Origin of the sequence: Brotonthovivens ammoniilytica (assembly GCF_025566885.1) — a bacterium.
GTDB lineage: Bacteria > Bacillota > Clostridia > Lachnospirales > Lachnospiraceae > Brotonthovivens > Brotonthovivens ammoniilytica.
This window is the reverse complement of record NZ_JAOQJQ010000001.1, coordinates 767658-787616: the sequence shown is the minus strand read 5'-3', so window position 1 is coordinate 787616 and position 19959 is coordinate 767658. Positions and strand designations below refer to the sequence as shown.

General features: G+C 44.0%; 16 protein-coding genes. All 16 read left to right on the top strand.

The window, feature by feature from the left end; genetic code table 11:
- The 16 genes from OCV88_RS03635 (at position 1) to OCV88_RS03560 (ending at position 19952) form a co-directional block, all read left to right on the top strand.
- A complete protein-coding gene (locus OCV88_RS03635) occupies positions 1-5067 on the top strand; it encodes a SpaA isopeptide-forming pilin-related protein (protein WP_158424230.1) in 5067 nt (1688 codons plus the stop codon).
- A 98-nt stretch (positions 5068-5165) separates the two neighbouring features.
- The gene (locus OCV88_RS03630; RefSeq protein ID WP_158424419.1) at positions 5166-6944 is read left to right on the top strand and encodes a SpaH/EbpB family LPXTG-anchored major pilin; all 1779 of its coding nucleotides are present in this window, start codon (positions 5166-5168) and stop codon (positions 6942-6944) included.
- Positions 6919-7848 (top strand): class C sortase, encoded by a 930-nt coding sequence (locus OCV88_RS03625; RefSeq protein WP_158424229.1) that lies wholly within the window; start codon positions 6919-6921, stop codon positions 7846-7848. Before OCV88_RS03630 ends, OCV88_RS03625 begins: the two co-directional genes overlap by 26 nt.
- Positions 7845-8672 (top strand): class C sortase, encoded by an 828-nt coding sequence (locus OCV88_RS03620; protein ID WP_262590653.1) that lies wholly within the window; start codon positions 7845-7847, stop codon positions 8670-8672. Before OCV88_RS03625 ends, OCV88_RS03620 begins: the two co-directional genes overlap by 4 nt.
- Positions 8673-8719: 47 nt before the next feature.
- Positions 8720-9421, top strand: a complete 702-nt coding sequence (locus OCV88_RS03615) for a pilin N-terminal domain-containing protein (RefSeq protein ID WP_158424228.1) — start codon at positions 8720-8722, stop codon at positions 9419-9421.
- A 288-nt stretch (positions 9422-9709) separates the two neighbouring features.
- Positions 9710-10417 carry an ABC transporter ATP-binding protein gene (locus OCV88_RS03610; RefSeq protein ID WP_158424227.1) on the top strand — a complete coding sequence of 236 codons (708 nt, stop codon included), beginning with the start codon at positions 9710-9712 and terminating at the stop codon, positions 10415-10417.
- Entirely contained in the window at positions 10410-11984 is a 1575-nt protein-coding gene (locus OCV88_RS03605; RefSeq protein ID WP_158424226.1) for a hypothetical protein, read from the top strand. The genes OCV88_RS03610 and OCV88_RS03605 overlap by 8 nt, the downstream gene beginning before the upstream one ends.
- Positions 11985-12259: 275 nt before the next feature.
- Positions 12260-12685: a phosphonate C-P lyase system protein PhnG gene (phnG, locus tag OCV88_RS03600; protein WP_158424225.1), complete on the top strand. Its 426-nt coding sequence runs from the start codon at positions 12260-12262 to the stop codon at positions 12683-12685.
- A 1-nt stretch (position 12686) separates the two neighbouring features.
- Positions 12687-13283, top strand: coding sequence for a phosphonate C-P lyase system protein PhnH (gene phnH / locus OCV88_RS03595; RefSeq protein WP_158424224.1), 597 nt, complete (start codon positions 12687-12689; stop codon positions 13281-13283).
- Between the two features lie 3 nt (positions 13284-13286).
- Positions 13287-14390 (top strand): carbon-phosphorus lyase complex subunit PhnI, encoded by a 1104-nt coding sequence (locus tag OCV88_RS03590; RefSeq protein WP_158424223.1) that lies wholly within the window; start codon positions 13287-13289, stop codon positions 14388-14390.
- A complete protein-coding gene (locus OCV88_RS03585; protein WP_158424222.1) occupies positions 14383-15225 on the top strand; it encodes an alpha-D-ribose 1-methylphosphonate 5-phosphate C-P-lyase PhnJ in 843 nt (280 codons plus the stop codon). Before OCV88_RS03590 ends, OCV88_RS03585 begins: the two co-directional genes overlap by 8 nt.
- Positions 15222-16061, top strand: coding sequence for an ATP-binding cassette domain-containing protein (locus OCV88_RS03580; RefSeq protein WP_158424221.1), 840 nt, complete (start codon positions 15222-15224; stop codon positions 16059-16061). Before OCV88_RS03585 ends, OCV88_RS03580 begins: the two co-directional genes overlap by 4 nt.
- Positions 16062-16084: 23 nt before the next feature.
- Positions 16085-17296: an alpha-D-ribose 1-methylphosphonate 5-triphosphate diphosphatase gene (locus OCV88_RS03575; RefSeq protein WP_158424220.1), complete on the top strand. Its 1212-nt coding sequence runs from the start codon at positions 16085-16087 to the stop codon at positions 17294-17296.
- On the top strand, positions 17281-17994 hold the full coding sequence (locus tag OCV88_RS03570) for a phosphonate C-P lyase system protein PhnL (protein WP_158424219.1): 714 nt from the start codon (positions 17281-17283) through the stop codon (positions 17992-17994). Before OCV88_RS03575 ends, OCV88_RS03570 begins: the two co-directional genes overlap by 16 nt.
- Positions 17991-18806, top strand: coding sequence for a PHP domain-containing protein (locus OCV88_RS03565; RefSeq protein WP_158424218.1), 816 nt, complete (start codon positions 17991-17993; stop codon positions 18804-18806). The genes OCV88_RS03570 and OCV88_RS03565 overlap by 4 nt, the downstream gene beginning before the upstream one ends.
- Positions 18807-18851: 45 nt before the next feature.
- Positions 18852-19952, top strand: a complete 1101-nt coding sequence (locus OCV88_RS03560; protein WP_262590649.1) for a putative 2-aminoethylphosphonate ABC transporter substrate-binding protein — start codon at positions 18852-18854, stop codon at positions 19950-19952.
- The last annotated feature ends 7 nt before the right edge of the window (positions 19953-19959 follow it).

Sequence of the window (19959 nt, the reverse complement as noted above, 5' to 3'; positions counted from 1 at the left end):
GTGGTGGAAACCGAAGTGCAGAATATACAGGATCCGGATCGTACGGTTAAGATCTCATATACAGATGAAGAGCTGGAAACTATTTATCAGGAATTAAAGGAAATAAATGCAGAGAATGAAACACAAGAAAATGGGAATGGCGCTGCGATTGGTTCGGAAGATGGAAATTTAGAAGAATCTGATTTTAAAGAATCTGGTTTTGGAACATTAACGGAGTTTCATAAGGAGTTTGACACAGACCAGCATTTATACCTTCAGAGATATTCGATCCGGCAGCTGGAGAATAATAAATTCTATACCGTAACCAATCAGCGGCTTGGAATTATTGATCTTACGGTTACTAAGGACTGGCGTGACGGAGAGGGCGATACAAGAGAAGAATTTTTAAATCTGCTTGAAGAACAAGGCGCTTCCCTTGGAGTACGTCTGGTCTGTACAGATAATGAAGACGCGATAAATTATAAAGATAATACGGTAGATATCGGTGACGGGGCATACCAGATTATGAAACCGGCAGAACAGCAGGATGGAGAGGATTCGGATGATCAGACCGAAACATTAGAGAAAGCCTCTGCGATTCAGAAGATTGATACCGATACCGCTAAGGAGAGTACAAACTATTATTTTTATAATCTCCCGAAATATACCCAGTACGGGCAGGCGGTCCATTATACAGTGGAAGAGGTAGTTATTTATGAGGACGATACGGTGGAAACCTTTGCAGATTTTAAGAAAAAGAATCCAAAGATTATCTATAATGCGACTATGGAATCCACCCCTTATGTAACCGGTGAACAGCATACCCATGATACACAGACCTTCCAGCTTCACAACAGTATCAGCGGCACCAAGGATGTTACCTTCCACAAGCACTGGCAGGATGATTACCGGAATCAGCTGGGAGAACGGCCGGATCTTTCCCTGGATCTTTATCAGAGGCTTCATGACAATAAAGATGACAGGACTGAGGTGGTGTTAAAATCATATTATAAAGATTATGAATGGAGCCGTAATGAAAATGCCGGTGATGATGAGGTATGGGATATTACGCTGAAAGGCCTGCCCAAGTATGATCGGTGGGGCTATGAGATTGATTACTATGCCAAGGAAAACGTAAATATTTCCAGAGAAACCTTTGACTATTTAATGCCTGCCTATCTGTATCCCGCAGACGGTACCACGTATGTGGAGGTTGGCTCCGAGACAGAAGGTCCAAAGGACTCTTATAAGGACGAGGATTATGTTATTCCGCTGGATAACACTAATAGTACATGGCTGCTGAAAGAAAACGGAACCTTTGTAAACAAGATACAGGAGGATGTTATTTTTAACGGTGTGAAGCTCTGGAGACTGATCCCAAGTGGATTCCCGGATGCCCAGCTGCCGGAAGTTACCTTTTCTTTATACAGGAAAGATCTAAGTGGTTCAGGGACGGATGAGAAAGTTGCCTGGGTAACCATTCAGAACTGGGAAAAAGATAGCAGCGGTTCCTATCGTTTTGCTCTTGAATATGAAGGGGAAAACAAAAATAAGATTACAGATGGAAAGCTTGAGGTTACCTGTGGCGGAGATGAGAAAGATGCAAAACGCCTTCAGCAGTATGATGAAAACGGCCGGCTTTACAGCTACTACATCAAAGAAGAGATAAAATTAACAAAAGAGGATGGAAGCACTGTTACAGCTGAAGAGATTTATAATTCGGAAATTTCAGGGTCCACCATCACCAACGGATACAACAGTGAAAAAGGAAATCTTACAGTAAAGAAGATTGTGGAGCTTGGCAGAGACTTTGCCAAAGGAGAAAAATATCCTGAAGTATCCTTTACTCTTACAAGATATTATAAGGATAATGCCGGAAAGCTTTGCCGGGATACTTCCTACAGCGTCACTCAGACAATTACTGCTGCCATGCTGGAGGATGGAGACGGCACTGCTTGGGCAACCTTCCCGAATCTTTTGATTTACGCTCCAAATGGGACGAAATATCAGTACGCAATTAATGAAAATATGGATAAGCTAAAGGGCGGATATGAAGTATTTGCAGGAAGAGGTGATCTGAGTGAGGATCAGGTAACAGCGTCTTATACCCCTCCTGCTGATCTGGAAAATCCAAATGAAGATCTGCTTTTAGAAGCGTCAAAAGATGATACAGAAACACCGGATATTACCTATAAGAACACAAGAAAAGCAGATACAGTAAAACTAGAGGGCAAAAAGGTATGGAACGACCGGGATGACGATGCAGGACTGCGTCCGGATATTGATAAGAATGCTATTACCCTTGAGGTGTCCCGTGAGGCAGCTGCCCAGGGGTCCGGCAATGCGATTCCTAAGCAAAAACTGGCTGAGGATGAGTACGAAGTAGTATGGGAGCAGGATCCTGACAATAAAAATAACTGGACATATACCATAACAGGCAAGGATGACACGGAACTGGAACAATATTCTCCCAACGGAAATCCCTGGAAATATACTGTGAAGGAAATTCTGAGTGAACCCTGGTCAAGCTACTACAGGTATGAAAAGCAGGAAGTGGTGCAATCCGGTACTGTCACCGATAGTACAATTCAGATGCCTGATCTGAAAAACTCTCTGCTTACAAGCAGCATCGGATACAAAAAATGGGTTCCGAAAGATTCAACGGATGGTTTGAAATCTGATTATCTGGGATACAAGATGAAAGTTACCTTCCAGCTCCAGGCCAGAGTGGACGGAGTGGTGGCGGATGGAACCCTTGATAAAGATCAGAAGTCAAACTGGTTTGCGGCAGATAAGCTGTTAGAAAAGATAACTTCGGATAAGGATTTAATTCCAGATCCTATCCAGAAAACAATTGGTCCTAACTTTATTCTGCCAAACGCAAGTAACTGGGGAAATGCAGCTTTCAGTAATTTATTAACGGCGGTGAAAGCAGAGCAGGAAGCTGCTGATCTTGGAATAACCCAGGATAGTATTGTTAAAATCAAATACCGTGTGGTAGAAACTCAGGCAGAGTATTATAAAAATTCTGGCGGCCAGGATACGCTGATTTATACACAGAAATATGGTGTGGATATGGCAAAGGATACCCCGGAGTATACCCTGGAAGGGGCGATTGGGCTTTTTGATCAGGTAACTGTTACCGGCAGCTGGGTAAGAAATGTACTGCCCACGGTGAAACTGGAAATCTGGAAGATCTGGAAAAATGACAGCCATAATGCTTTTAACACAAGACCGCAGGAAAACGGAAATTCTGTAGTGAAATTTGTGGTTCAGAGACGTGAAAAAGGAAGCACAGATGATAATGCCTGGGAAATTGTAAAATCTTATGATAAAGAAGGCAAGGCCACAGATCTGGTACGGACATTACAGCTGGGAAACAGTACCGACAGCGGCCGGGTGATTGTAGAGGCTCTTCCGCAATATGACTTTGTAATTGGGGCTGATAACACGGCAAGGAAAGTGGAATATGAGTACCGGGCCCGGGAATTACAGGCAGGAGCGGATACTTCTAATGGTGTAAAAGAACAAGATATCCTGCAGGATAATGATACTTTTAATACTGCCTATGGGTCAGTGGTGACAGACGGAGCCGAGGCTATTAAGACCGAGACAGGAAAAGTTGTAAACAGTGATTCTGATTATGCCACAGCAGTTACCAACACCATGAAAGAAACAGAGGTTTATGCTGAGAAAGAATGGAAAACGGATGAGATACAGGTTTCTGCTTCCTATCCGGATGTAACACTGATGCTTCAATATTTAAAAGATGATGGCAGTGCTCAGGGCACCTGGACGGACTTTAGCCCGAAAGCAAAAGTGGTGTTAAACGGCGAGCAGGATACGGATACCACAAAACCCTATTATGAGTATGAGGCCTGGAAGGCTCTGTGGAAGGCGCCGGAAGTAATGCCGGGCTCTAAATTAAAAGATAATAAAACACAGTACAGAGTCGTTGAGGTCACAGACAATACCTATCCGGAAGAGGTTGAAAGCGGAACAGGAACAGAAAATGATCCTTATGTGTTCCTGTTTGGAACTGCTGATGGAACCAAGGATAGTCCTTATACAATTACCAATGACAGGACGAAGCTTAAAATAGCAAAATCGGCTGAAACTGGCGGTCTGGATGAAGAATTTATCTTTACCATTAAGCCCAAAGACCAGCGTTCCAGGGTCAAGGCTTATTACGTGAAATATGATGCCGGCGGTACAGCAATACAGGATGGCACAGGAGAGGGAACTCTGGATATGAGCAGCGGAGGCGCGGCATCCTTTACCTTAAAAGACGGCCAGTATGCAGTGATTTACAACCTGGTCAGAGAGGGACAATATCTAGTTACAGAAAGCGGTGTAAAAGGAGAGGAAACCTCACCGGATGCTCTGAAAAATTATGAAATCACCGGAGAGAATCAGGACAATCTTTTAACGATGACATCATCCGGCAAGGGGCAGTTTTCCATTACAACCCCGGAAACAAAACCGGATCAAATACCAGAGCTGACAGTAACCAACAGACTTCAGGGGAAAATCACCATTCAGAAAACAGATGAGAAGGGGAAAGCGTTATCAGGCGTGACCTTCCAGCTGAAATGGAGAGAAAAAGGAAGTCCGGAAGGGACTGAGTATCAGGTGCTGGATGATACGGTGTGCAGTAATGCTGACCTTGTAACAGGGGTTTTAGTAAATGGACAGGAGGTTCCTGGAACGGTTACCACCGATGCAAACGGTGAGGCAGTTTTTGACGGTCTGTACCTTGGGGCTAATGGCCGGGAATACCAGATTACCGAGCTTGCTGCAAAAGACGGCTATAATGTTCTCTCAGAGCCTGTTGAAGGCATTGAGATTCCTTATGAAACTGCTATCAGAACAGTAAATTCAGAACCATGGCGGCGGGTTAAGGGAAAATATTATTATCTGGAGCTTACGCTTACGGTGGAGAATAACAAAGTGTTCCATATGCCTAATACCAGCGGTACAGGTTTCTTCTGGCCGGGAATGGGAGCACTGGCAGTTGCAGTGGCAGCTAGTGGATTTTATATCTGGCAAAAGGAAGGAAAGTACCGAAAAAAACGGCGTAAATCATAAGTAATAAGCAAATATCTGCAGGAGCTCTGCCGGAAAGGGCGGCAGAGTTTCCCGGCAGAAAAGAGGACAGATATGAGGTCCAATGAGGAGGATATGAGATGAAGAAAAAGTGGTTTCGGAGACTGCTGGCGCTTAGTGCAGCGGCTCTGCTGAGTATCGGAAGTCTGACGGCATTTGCCGCTCCGGACGATGATCAGACAAATGTAACGATTACACCTGTGGATCAGGCGTATTATGAATCCCTGCCCGGAATGAATGGAGCAAAGGATGCTGAAATTCAAATAACAAAAAGGATATCGAATGTAGATGGAAATAGTTTTGAGAATAATGCCAAACCTGTAGAAGGTGTAGAATTTGGTATCACACAAGTTGGAATTATGGCTCAGATGCAAAAGGGCAGTACCACGACGATGGTATATGGAATAGAGAATGAACTGGCAAAGTTATTGACCGGTATTGTATGGGATGGTACAGACAGTGATTATAAGTATGTCAAAGATTACAAAAAGATTAATGAGGCATTGCAAAAGATGACGTCGCACCAGCTCCAGGATTATGCCGGACTTCGTAAAGAAAAGACTAACAATTCTGGAGTGGTTACATTCGACGGAGAAGACTTTGGTCTCTACCTGGTTGTTGAAACTGATGTATCAGATGCACAGGTAGATGGAAAGCCTGTTACGATTACCAGAACCCAGTATCCGTACGTGGTGTCAGCCCCTATTTATAATGAAGCAGATAAGACATGGTCAGCGCTTGTGGAGGCCAGGGCAAAAAATGAGACAGGAACTGCCGATTCAGAGAAAAAGATTGTTTACGGAGCAGATGATCTGAATGATTCCAAAGATAAACTGGTGGATAACGATAATACAAATATCGGAGATACCGTGGTTTTCCGTCTGACAAACGGCGTCATTGATCTTAAGCATTCAGCAGATGATGCTGATGTTAAAATTGAGAAATATGTAATTGAAGATCAGTTAAGCAAAGGACTGACCTTTACAAATGATGCATCCGGTATGGAAGTGACTGACAGCCAGGGCGCTGTTTATACGTATGGAACTGATTATAAGGTAAAGGATACAAAAGATGAAAAAGGCACCCAAATTACTATTACCTTTACGAATGCAGGACTTGCTAAATTGACAACGCTTTCAAAAAGCAATGATACGAACAAGAAAGTTTATGTGGATTATACGGCAGAAGTGAATCAGCATGCTGTTGTTGGAACAGCAGGGAATCCCAACCAGTCCAGACTGATTTTTGCTGCCAATGGGAATGCAGAGGTTACAACAGACTGGGATGGAGTAAAAGAATATATTTTCTCCCTAGAAGGAATCAAAGTATTTGATGATCAGCAAAATGATACAAATGCAGCAGAGGTTACCTTTGCGCTGTATCGGGATAAAGCCTGTAAGCAAGCTTTTAATGTATCTGAAGTGACAGAGGGAACACCTGGCAGCTATGTACCGGGCGGAACTTCAAATATTATAAAGCCTGGGACTGACAGTACTTTTATACTGAATGGATTTCCGGCGGACACGACAACCTTGTACTTAAAAGAAACAGATACTGCCGAAGGATATCATCTGGTAAAAGATCCCATTGAAATTAAGCTTACTGCATTTACAAATAAAGATGGAGATGCTGACGCTGGATGGGGAACATTAACAGAAGGAACTGTCAACGGAGAAGATGCCAGAGTGGATGCAGCGTCAGACCCGGCTGTTAACGTTGCATTTACAGTGAATAATACATCGGGATTTAGACTTCCATCTACCGGAGGCCGGGGGGCGGCAATCTTTGCCGTGGCAGGTATTCTGATTATTGCGGCAGGAGGCGGCTTCTACTTTGCGGCAAGCAGAAAGAGAAGATAGGCGTCCGGCTATGAAAAAACCTGTCAGAACGCTGATCAGTATTCTGATTATTGCAGCAGGCGCAGGCTTTGTATCGTACCCCTTTATCAGTAATTATCTGTATGAAAATCAACAGGACCATGAGATTCAGATCTATAACAGGCAGAATCAGGAGCTGTCAGGAAATAAGAGAGAGCAGGAAAAAGAGCAGGCCCAGGCCTATAATAAAGCTCTTTTGGAAAGCCGGGTGATATTATCAGATCCCTTTGATCCGGAAGCCTTTGCAAAAGAAGAGGAAGAAAGCTATGAATCCCTTCTGAATCTGGAAGGGACCGGGATTATGGGATATCTGGAGATACCGGTGCTAAAGCTGAATCTTGGAATCTATCACGGAACAGGAGCCCGTTCGTTAGAGGCAGGGGCAGGGCATTTGGAGAACAGCTCCCTGCCTGTGGGCGGTAAGGGAACACATGCAGTGCTGTCCGCTCATACAGGGCTTCCCGGGAAAAAACTGTTTACGGATCTGGAGCTTATGAAAGAGGGGGATGTGTTTTTTGTCCATGTGCTGGATGATACCCTTGCCTATGAAGTTGATCAGATCAAAGTGGTGGAACCGGAGAATGTCAGCGATCTGATAATTCAGGCTGAGCAGGATTATGTAACTCTTGTCACCTGTACTCCTTACGGTGTTAATTCCCACCGGCTGCTGGTGCGGGGAAGCAGAATCCCCTATGAGGAAGCAAAAGAAGTGTCAGAGGATCTTGTAAAAAGAGAGGGAAGCCAGTGGATGCGGCAGTATGTCTGGGGAATTATGGCAGGCGCTGCACTGCTTTTCGTTATTCTGATCTCATATCAGGTATATTGCAGAAGAAGAAACAGGAAATTCAAAAAAAGAAAAAAAGCAGGCCAAAGGAGAAGCAGATGATGAAACATCAGAAGAGAAAATGGATGTTGCTTTTGTGTATTGCCGCCGGTCTGGCTGTTTTGAATTATCCTTTTCTCAGTCAGCTGGTGAATCAGCGTACACAGAGTACGGTAATCACAACCTATAAGACGAAGCTTTCAAATTTAACGGAAGCTGAGACAAAGAGTTTCATCCAGAAGGCTGCAGACTATAATCAGAAACTTGCAGACAGCCAGACAACCCTTTTGGATGCATTTTCAAAATCCGAAGATGCAGATGCATCTTATGAAGAACTGTTAAATCCCGATGGAAGCGGAATTATGGCTTATGTGGAGATTCCTGCCATAAAAGTATCCCTGCCTGTTTATCACGGAACTTCCGCCAGGGTTCTAGAAGCGGGGGCTGGACATCTTGAAGGCTCCTCCCTGCCGGTGGGGGGAAAGAGCACCCATGCAGTGATTTCAGCCCATAACGGGCTGCCCTCAAAACTGCTGTTTACTGACCTTGATCAGCTTCAGAAAAAGGATCAGTTCTCTTTGTTTGTGCTTGGAGAAGAGCTGCTCTATGAAGTGGACCAGATCCGGATTGTAGAGCCTGAGGATACAAATGAGCTTAAGATCGAAAAAGGAAAAGATTACGTGACTCTTGTAACCTGCACACCCTACGGAGTAAATTCTCACAGGTATCTGGTGAGAGGGCACAGAATCCCTCTGGAAGAGAAGCAGGATACAGACAGGCAGACACAGGGAAAAAGGGAGACAGGACAGCTGGTACTGCTTGTGTCTCTTGCAGGATTAATTGGAACTGTGGTATTCTTATATCTGCCAAAAAGAAAGAAAAGATAACCGTTTTTATGATGTAACGGTCTGTCGAAAAAAGAGAGGAGACCGGTGTGAGGCTGTTAAAAAGAAAGAGATGGTTCACAGCAGTGCTGACCGCCCTGATTATCATTGGAAGCATGGCAGGGGATACAAAAGTATCTGCGGCAGAATATGATAAAAACCGGACAGGAAGCATTACCGTTGAACTCAATGATATTGGCACTGTGAAATCAGAGGTTGGCTTCCGGATCTATAAAGTGTCTGAACTTAATGCACAGGAAGAGCTTGCACAAGCTGATAAATCTTCTGCAGGGGAAATGCGGCAGCTAGCCGAAAATCTGCAGAAAAAAGCTGAAAAAATGAATATTGCATATCTGGAAGAAACCACCAAAACAGACGGCAGGGCAGCGTTTTTGGACCTTGCGCAGGATCTGTATCTGGTCTGCCAGAGCGACAAGGCGCAATACGGTACAGTATCTCCATTCCTTGTTGAGATTCCTTCTGTGGAAGGAAAAGATCAGTGGGTGTATGATGTTGTGGCAAATCCCAAAGGGGAGGCGCCTCAGCGGGAACCGGATAAGCCAGGGGAACCGTCAGAACCGGGTAAAGAAGAGCCAAATGCAGAACCTAAGGCTTCTTCGGAGGGAACAAAACAGGTAAAGACCGGAGATGAAAGCAGAAGTGTTTTATATTTCCTGAGTGCGGCCGGTGCCCTTGCAGTATGTCTGGTTATCGTAAAGCAGAAAAAACAACAAAATATGAAAAACAGTTAATCTATTGATTTTTTCTTAAGTTTGTAATATTTTCAGGGATTTACCAATTGATTTTCTGGACAGACAGCACAGATTGCTTTATGATAAGTTTCATAAGAAGCTGTCCTTTGCGCAGGAACATGCAGAGGACAGCTTTATTTTTTACTCTATAGGAAGTACCGATTCCTATAGAGCAAAAAATGCTCCGCTGTGGATCGCACTGCGGCGGAATGGAACCATGTCGTAAAAGCAACCCGTCGCAGGCGGAGAATATGCTTTGCACATTCTTTTTATATATCAGGAGGAAGTATGGAATTTGTGATTGAGTCACTGGAAAAGAAGTTTGAAAAGAAAGAGGTGTTAAAGGATATTACCTTTTCCTTTGAAAGCGGTAAGATCTATGGTCTGCTGGGACGAAACGGTGCGGGAAAGACTACATTATTTAACTGTTTAAACCGGGATTTAAAGATGGATGGCGGCAGATTTTTTATCCGTGAGGATGAAAGAGAGCGGGATGTTATTTCCTCTGATATGGGATATGTATTATCCACCCCGTCGGTACCGGAATTTTTAACAGCAAGAGAATTTCTAAAATTTTTTATAGAAATCAATGAGAAAAGTATAAAAAATATCAGGCCGCTGGATGAATACTTTGAGTTTATGAATATTGAGCACGGGGACAGAGATAAACTGTTAAAGGATTATTCCCACGGTATGAAAAATAAAATGCAGATGCTGATTAATATTGTGGCACAGCCCAATATTCTGCTTTTAGATGAGCCGCTGACCTCACTGGATGTTGTGGTGGCGGAAGAGATGAAGCAGATGTTAAAGACCCTTAAAAAGCAGCGGATTATCATTTTTTCCACTCACATTATGGAGCTGGCTTTAGATTTATGCGATGAAATTGTGATTTTAAATCATGGGAAACTAGAAGAGATTGACAAGGAAAATCTGAATCAGACAGAGTTTAAGGATAAGATTATTCAGGCGCTGAAGGAGGAAGAGCATGTTTAAATCATTCTGTATTTCTTTCCGCCTGAAAAATACTTACCGTGTTAACAGTATTATTTATTCGCTGAAGCAGTTTCCGGGAATCAGACGGCTGCTTCCCCAGACTTTGTATCAAAACAGAGGCCTGAAAATTCTTGGAAATGTGTTAAGTATTTTATGGGAAATTGTTTCTCTGTTTTTATTTAAGGGCCTGTACCTGGGATTTTTAGTATTTGCTCCGGTATTTTTATATGAGGGACCCAAAGGGGAGAGTTTTCTCCATATTTTTTTCTGTCTGACAATCATTGGGGGATTTTTAAATACCTATATGTTTAATCCCACCAATGATAAGTATTATGCAATGGTGCTGATGCGGATGGATGCCGGAAAATATACGCTTTCCAACTATATGTACGAAATAGGAAAACTGATCATAGGTTTTCTCACATTTATGCTGTTGTTTGGACGGATGCTGGGGCTTCCATACTGGATTTTGATTCTGGCTGTGTTTTTTGCATCGGCGGTCAAGGTGACTGTGATACAGATCACCCTGCGAAAATATGACAGAACCGGGGATACCACCAATGAAAACCTGCCGCTAAAACAGATCTGGATCCTGGCAGGAGTACTGCTGGCGGCCGCATATGGACTTCCCTGTATCGGTGTAACTGCGGGAAACCGGTATTTCTTTTTGACTGCCTGCCTGGTGTTTTTTATCAGTGCTTTTGTGTCTGTCCGGTATATCAGGGATTTTTCCTCTTTTTCGGAAATGTACAAACAGATTTTGGCTCAGAAGCGGCAGGGAGTTACCAATACAAGGGAGAAGCTGGTTCGTGATCAAAGCCGAAAGGCCATCAGTCAGGATACGAACATCACAAGCAATAAAAGCGGATTTGAATATTTCAATGAGTTATTTATCAGGCGCCACCAGAAAATTCTCTGGAAGCCTGTAAGTAAAATGGCGGCGGTCTGCTTGTTTGCAGCTCTTGGAATCGGTTTTCTTATGATGATGAACGGAGAAGTGAAAGCAGGAATGAATAAAATTCTTATGACGTTTCTGCCTTATTTTGCCATTATTATGTATCTGGTAAACCGGGGACTGACATTTACCAGAGCTCTGTTTATGAACTGTGACCACAGTATGCTCACCTATTCTTTTTATAAGGAGCCGAAGTTTATTTTAAAATTATTTCAGATTCGTTTAAGAGAGCTTGTAAAGATGAATCTGATACCCGCAGTTATTATAGCGGCGGCCCTTCCGGTTCTTTTGTACCTTTCCGGCGGCACGGAGCATCCGTGGAATTATGTAATACTGTCTGTTTCCATTCTGGCCATGAGTGTTTTCTTTTCCGTGCATTATCTCACCTGTTACTATCTGCTGCAGCCTTATAATGCAGGGACAGAGACAAAAAGCAGTACGTATCAGGCTGCGGTCTGGGCCACCTATCTGGTATGCGTGGTGCTGATGCAGGTAAGAATGCCCACCTTTGTGTTTGGAATCATGACGATTGTTTTCTGTGTGGCCTATTGTATTCTGGCCAGTATTCTGGTGTATAAGCTGGCTTATAAAACTTTTAAACTGAGAACGTAAACCGGAAGTATTGGAGAGATTTTCCGGACAGAAAAGATAAAAATACGTAAAAAAATCAAAAAGAAAATGTTTGAAATGAGACATAAAAAGTGTCCGGTTTCAGGCATTTTCTTTTTTATTTTCCAAAAGAAATGGCTGAAAAACCGCTGATCATCAGGCTTTAGACCCACTGCAGGGAATATAACCAAACTTTAACGGAAACCCGATAGAAGGGTGAAAAAAAGAATGTTAGTGTAAATAAGGAATTTAAAGAAACGGGAGGAAGTTTCGAAAACATGGAAAGAAAAAAATATTCCAAAATTCTGGCTGCAGCCAGCTGCAGTCAGGTAAAAGAACTTGCAGAACTAGTGACCGCCAGTCATAACGTAAAAAGCCTGCGCCCTCCACAGAAAACACTGACGATGATTCAGATGAAAGATCCTATTGCGTCTACAAGATTTTATCTTGGAGAGGCCCTGTGCAGTGAATGCATGGTGGAAATGGACGGAGTCAGAGGCTTTTCTGTAATGATGGGGGATGACTTTGAGAAAGTAACTGCAGCAGCTGTGATTGATGCAGCGTTCCGGGGGAATATCCCTTTGGCCAAGGAGCTGGAAGTGCAGATTTGTAAACTGGAAGTGGAACAAAAAAATGCGCGCGCTGGATTTAACGGTGAGGTATTAAAATCCAGAGTGAATTTCAATACGATGGGAGGCAGCTGACATGGAGCAGGTCTATACATTTGATTTTGTTTATGATACCCAGAGCATTTTCAGAAAGCTGATGGATGTCATGGCAAAACCCGGGAAGATTCAGAATATCAGCCGGGAAGCGCAGGGGTTTTTAAGAAAAGACAAAGAGCTTCTGGCCCTTTCCTGTACGCTGCTTGACAATGAGGTCAGCTTTTATGTGGAAAAGGATGAAAGCTTTGCCCGGGCGCTTTTAGATGAAACCTTAAGCAGAAGGGGAAAACTGGAAGAGGCAGATTTTGTATTCCTTACCGGAAGCTTAAATTATGAGTCTATACGGAACATGTTTTTTAAAGTAAAAACGGGGACGCTGGAAAATCCTCAGGATTCAGCAGTTTTTCTCATATACTGTCCTGCGTTGTCAGGAGAGGAGACCCTTTGTCTGACAGGTCCCGGAATACAGAAAAGCAAAGAGCTTAAGACCACAGAATATATTAAGACAATTCTTGCAATCCGTCAGGAGACAGCCATTGAATATCCCTGCGGTATTGATTTGATTTTTGCGGATTCCAAGGGAAATCTCATGGCAGTACCAAGATTAGTAAAAGCAGTGCAGAAAAAGGAGTGTTAAATTATGGCATACGTAGCAGTAAAAGGCGGAGAGGCAGCCATTGAACAGTCTTTAAAGCTGTTAAAACACTGTCATGCGGCAAAACGGCCAATCTTAGTGGAAGATATTCTGGAAAATATGCCGTATCTGATTGATCAGATTATGAGTGAAGCTGGGCTTTATGCACCAGAGTATGCCGCTTTGGCCTTAAAACAAAGCAGCGGAAGTACAGAAGAGGCAGTATTTTTGCTGAGAGCTTATAGAAGTACCTTAAAAAGGGACTATTACTCCCTTCCGGAGGACTGTAAAGATATGAGAATCTGCCGGAGAATTTCAGCGTCTTTTAAAGATATTCCCGGAGGACAGATTCTTGGACCGACGTTTGACTATTCTCACAGAATGCTTGATTTTTCTCTGATGGATGATAAAGAAAATTTCGAAGCTGAGGGCAAAGAGGATAACATAAAAGGTTATGAAGGCGAAGCGTGCGGGCAGGAAGAGGTACGGAATGCAGAAGATATTTATTGCACAAGAGTAGACGATATTTTAAGAAAAGATGGAGTCTTAGAGGAAGTATCGGAAGATGATTCGGAACCATTTGATGTAACAACTCATGTACTGACGTTTCCGGCTCCCAGAAGCGCAAGGCTTCAGACTCTAACAAGAAGTGAAACCGGATTTTTAGAGGGTGTTGCCTACAGCGCCATGCGGGGATACGGTGCAGTGCATCCCACTGTCAGCGAGCTTAGGAGCGGATGGCTGAGCATTGAGATTATGGATCCGTTAGAGGAAGGGGAGACCATCGTCATCGGGGAACTGTATCTGACAGAAGTGGAAGCCCTCTGGCCCAGTCATACAGAAACTGACGAAGAATTTGACCAGCTGACACTTTCCGGAGGTTACGGATGTGTGATTGGCAGAAATGAAACCAAAGCCATTGCCATGTCCATTGCAGACGCCAGCTTAAATACTGTGGGCGGGGCGCCTTCTCAGGACGAGGAATTTGTGCTGACACACGGAGACTGCCTGGAGATGCAGGGATTTATTTCCCATTTAAAGCTTCCTCATTACGTAACCTTCCAGTCAAAACTGGACCGTGTCAGAAAGAAGGAGAACAAACATGATTGACAGCCGACATTATAATTTCGCTTTTCTGGATGAGAATTCCAAACGGGAAATTCGAAGAAGTCTGTTAAAAGCCATTGCAATTCCTGGTTATCAGGTTCCTTTCGGAAGCAGGGAGCTTCCTATCGGAAGAGGCTGGGGAACCGGAGGCATACAGATTACTTTGTCTATTATTGGCAGAGATGACCGGTTAAAAGTGATTGACCAGGGAAGTGATGACAGTGTAAATGCAGTAAATATAAAAAAGTTTGTATCTGCCTGCACCGATGTAGAACTTACTGCGGATTCTGAAGAGGCAACATTGATTCAGACCCGTCACAGAATTCCGGAAATCCCTCTGAGGGAAGATCAGATCCTGGTTCTTCAGGTTCCTACCCCGGAGCCCTTAAGGGTAGTAGAACCCAGGGAGGCGGTAACAAAACAGATGCATGCGGAAGCCGAATACAGCCCCATGTGGCTGACACTGTATGAGGATTTAATCCGGTGCGGTAAAATCGGCATCAGTTCGGAATATCCGGTATTTGTGGAGGACCGTTATGTTATGAATCCAAGTCCGGTTCCAAGATATGATACGCCAAAGTTAAATGACAGTGACGCCCTGTATCTGTTTGGCGCCGGAAGAGAGAAAAAAATATATGCAATTCCTCCCCACACAAAAGTAATCCCTATGGCATTTGATGATGTGCCTTTTGAAACAGAAGACTTTTCAGGCAAAACCTGTCGTCTCTGCGGTGCAGAAAATGTTTTTCTGGATGAGCTGGTGGATGAGGAAACAAATGAGCGCTATTACGAATGCAGCGATACGGGATTCTGCAGAAAAAGGAGAGGTCTTTTATGAGCAATCAGGAACAGCCATTGTTACGGGTAAAGGGACTGACCGTGCGGTATGGAAATGGATGTCCCCACTGTATCGGCGGCGGAAGGTTAAATAAAAATACATGTCCGGAGTGTAAAACAGTCTGGGCGTGTAAAGATGTGGGATTTGAATTATATCCCGGAGAGATTTTAGGTGTGGTTGGAGAATCCGGTTCCGGAAAGTCAACCATGATGAAGAGCCTTTATTTTGACTTCCCGGTTACAAAAGGAGAGGCTTATCTTGGCAACTATAAAGATGGGAAAGAAGATATCTTTCATCAGAATTTACAGCAGAAAAAATATATCCGCAATCACATTATGGGAATGGTTTATCAGAACCCTGTGCTGGGGCTGCGCATGGATTATTCCAGCGCCGGCAACATTGCAGAAAAGCTCATTGCCTCCGGACACCGGGAGTTTCAGGGGATGACAGACCGTGCGCTTATGCTGTTAAAAGCAGTGGAAATCCTTCCGGAGCGTATGAAAGAGCCGCCGAAAAACTTCAGCGGAGGTATGCAGCAGAGAGTGCAGATTTCAAAAGCTTTAGCCAACAATCCGGCGGTGCTGCTGCTGGATGAAGTTACAACGGGACTAGATTTGTCGGTGCAGGCTAAGGTTTTAGATCTGATCCGGAAAATCAGACAGGAATTTAATATCTCTATTCTGCTGGTTTCCCATGATCTGGCGGTTATCAGGATGCTGGCAGACCGCACCATTGTGATGCTTGACGGACAGATTATTGAACGGGGACTGACAGATCAGATTCTGGATGATCCCCAGCACAGTTATACACAGCAGCTGGTGCATTCCCTTTTATAAACCTAGGAGAGAAACAAAGCATTATGAAAAAGATATTATATAACGCAAATATCGTAACAGAGGATCAGGTGGTGCACGGAAGTCTGGTTCTTGACGGAGAACTGATACAGGAAGTGATTCCCTCTTCCCAATCGGAAGAAACAGTTTCTGGGGAAAATACTGTAGACTTAAAAGGCGCTTTTATCCTTCCGGGATTGATTGACATTCATTCTGATATGATTGAAATGCTTGTTCAGCCCAGATCTACAGCTTTTATGGAGATTGGTGCTGCTCTTGAGAGTGCAGAGCGGGAACTGGCAGCCTGTGGAATTACCACTATTTTTCATTCCATTGCCATGTACCGTTCCGGCAGCTGGGATGCAAAAGAATGCAGAAAAGCGGACTGTGTCAGAAAGCTTGCAGAGGAAATTAAAAAGATACAAAACCGTCCCCATATGATTCACAACCGCTTTCATCTGCGCTATGAGCTGGATAACCTTGAATGTTATGACCAGGCGTTAAAGATGATGGAAGAGGGGTGCGTAAATCTCCTGTCAGTGATGGATCACCGGCCGGGACAGGGGCAGTATAAAGATCTGAATATTTATCGGAGACATCTTCCCGCAGATCAGCGTTCCATCAGTGAGGCAGAATTTCAAAAGCTTCTGGAAATTGAGAGAACAAAGCCTATGGTAGAGGGAGAAGCTTATGACCGTCTGTTAAAAGAAGCGGCCCGCCTTTCCATCCCCGTTGCCAGTCATGATGACGATACACCAGAGAAAATCCGGAAAAATAAGGCTGACGGTATTTTGATCAGTGAGTTTCCAATTACCATGGAAACAGCAAAAGAAGCGGCACAGGCAGGACTTTATGCCATGGCGGGAGCGCCCAATATACTCCTTGGGAAAAGCCATTCCGGTAATCTGAGAGCGGAGGATGCCATACGGGAAGGATGTATTTCGATTTTGTGCAGTGATTATTATCCCCAGGCGCTGCTTAGGGCAGTGTTTTATCTGAAAAACAAAGGAATACTGACCTTGCCTGCGGCCTGCCGTCTGGTCAGCTTAAATCCTGCAAAGGCAGTGGGGATCTCAGAGGATACAGGCTCTATAACACCGGGGAAACGGGCAGACTTCCTGGTAATCTCAGAGGAGCAGGAACGTCCGTATCTGAAATCTGTCTTCACCAGCGGAAATTATGTAATGAAAAATGAGTATTACAGGAAAGGCAGGGACCGGCAATGGGAGTCATTTTAAATATTGATCATCTCACAAAAGATTTTTATCTTCATGAGCAAAAAAAACAAATCAAAAGCTGCAGCAATATTTCCTTTCAGCTGCAAAAAGGCGGATTTATTGGAATTGTAGGGACTTCCGGAGCAGGGAAATCCACGGTGCTCCGCTGTATTTACCGGACATATCTGGCAACCGGCGGAAGTGTTATTTATGATTCTTTAGCTTATGGGCCTCTTGATCTTGTAACGGCAGATGAGCGGCGGATTATACATTTAAGAAAAGCGGAAATTGGATATGTATCACAGTTTTTGTCTATGCTGCCAAGAACAACTGCCCGCCAGCATGTGATAGATGCCGCCTTGGAGGCTGGATTTTCTCAGGAAGAGGCAGCCAGGAAGGCGGAAGAAATGCTTCGGTATTTCAGACTCAGTGAAGAACTCTGGGAACTGTATCCGGCCACCTTTTCCGGGGGAGAAAAACTCAGATTAAATCTGGCTCATGCCATGGTAAAGGCTCCGCGGCTTCTGCTGTTAGATGAGCCCACAGCCAGCCTGGATCCGGATACAAAGCTGCTGGTAAGAGATCTTCTGCTCCGTTTGAAAGAAGAGGGGACATCCATGCTTGGGATTTTCCACGATCTTGAATTTATGGATGGCCTGTGCGATCAGGTTTATAACTTAAGCAAAGGTCATTTTGCGGATAAAGGAGGGATGTCATGACGGGAGATCTGCATGTGCATTCCACTCATTCCGATGGAAGCGAAACAGTGGAAGCAATCGTAAAGGAAGCCTCCAAAAAGGGTATTTCCTGCCTGTCATTTACAGAACATGACAGTGTTGCCTGGACGAAGCAGACAAAAGAGATTGGAAAAAAGTATAATATCCGGATTATCCCGGGAGTGGAAATTTCGGCTTATGACTTTAGTCAGAACAGAAAAGTACATATACTTGGATACAATTACAAAAACACAGAGGCTGTAAGTGCGCTTGGCGCTCCCCTTTTAAAACGGCGGGATGAAAACTGCCGCCGCCAGATTCAGATACTAGGAGAGCTTGGATATCAGATTACCGTTGCTGATGTTTTGCAGCTGACAGAAGGGACCATTTACAAACAGCATATTCTTAAGTATCTGTTTGAAAGCGGTCAGAGCGAGGCGTTATTTGGACGGATTTACAGTGAGATTTTTAAAAATGGCGGCCCCTGTGATTTTGATATTACATATATTGATGCAAAAGATGCCATCCGCGCCATCCGTCAGGATGGGGGATGTGCGGTTCTGGCTCATCCGGGCCAGCAAAAAACCTTTGATCTGATTCCGGAATATGCACAGCTTGGACTTTTTGGGGTGGAAATGTATCACCCGGATCATTCAAAAGAAGATGAACTGCTTGCTGAGCAGTACTGCCGTGACTTTGGACTGATGCCTTTTGGAGGCAGTGATTTTCATGGTTCTAATGTACGGCATCAGACCTGTCTGGGACAGTGCACAGCACCGGAGCAGACGCTTAAAGCTTTAACCGGTGAGAGGTAAGAAGAAAAAGATGAAAACTATGAAAGAGGTAAAAAGGTGAAGATTATGAAAAAGATGAAAACTATGAAATGGGCAGCTGCAGCATTAAGCGCTGTACTGGCTGCAGGAGCGTTAACAGGCTGCGGTGTGAAAAATGTAAATGAAACAGGCGGCAGTGCAGATACTGCCGAGACCCAGGATGAAAATACATTAAATATTTATACGGCTCTGGAAGATGATCAGATCAATGATTATCTGACAGAATTTAAAGAAAAATATCCGGATGTGCAGATTAATATTACTAGAGATTCTACCGGTATTATTACTGCAAAGCTTCTGGCGGAAAAGGATAACCCTCAGGCTGATGTGGTATGGGGGCTTTCAGCAGCAAGTCTTCTTGTTTTAGAGGACCAGGATATGCTAGAGCCTTATGCTCCGGAAGGAGTAGACAGGATCCAGCCGGAATTTAAAGATTCAGCCGAGACACCGAAATGGGTGGGAATTGATGCCTGGGAAACAGCCTTTCTTGTAAATAAAGAAGTTTTAGCTTCCCATGGAGTAACAGAAATTCCGGAAAGCTACGCAGATCTCACAAAACCGGAATATAAAGGGCTGATTGCAATGTCTAATCCTGCTTCTTCCGGAACAGGAACATTAACAGTTAATGGACTTCTGACACTTTACGGAGAAGAAGAGGGATGGAATTATCTGGATAAACTTCATGATAATGTAGCGGTATATCTGCATTCCGGAAGCGCTCCGGCAAAGGATACTGCCAAAGGAGAATACGGAATTGGTATCAGCTTTGGTTACAGATGTATCAAATCAGCTGAGGAAATGGGAGATAACGGTGTTGTTGTATTTCCAGAAGAGGGTTCCGGCTGGGATGTGGAAGCAAACTGCCTGATTAAAAAGGACGGGGGAGAAAAAGAAATTTCCAAGAAATTCCTGGACTGGGCAATCTCAGATGGTGTGATGGAAAAATATGCACAGAATTATCCCATCGTTGCTACCGGAGTGGGCGATCAGATTCCGGAAGGATATGAAAAAAATCCTATGGATCAGCTGATTAAAAATGTAGATCTGAAATGGTGCGCTGAGAACAGAGACCGCATTTTAAATGAGTGGACCAACCGGTATGATGGTAAAAGCGCAGCAGAAGAATAGGAGGAAT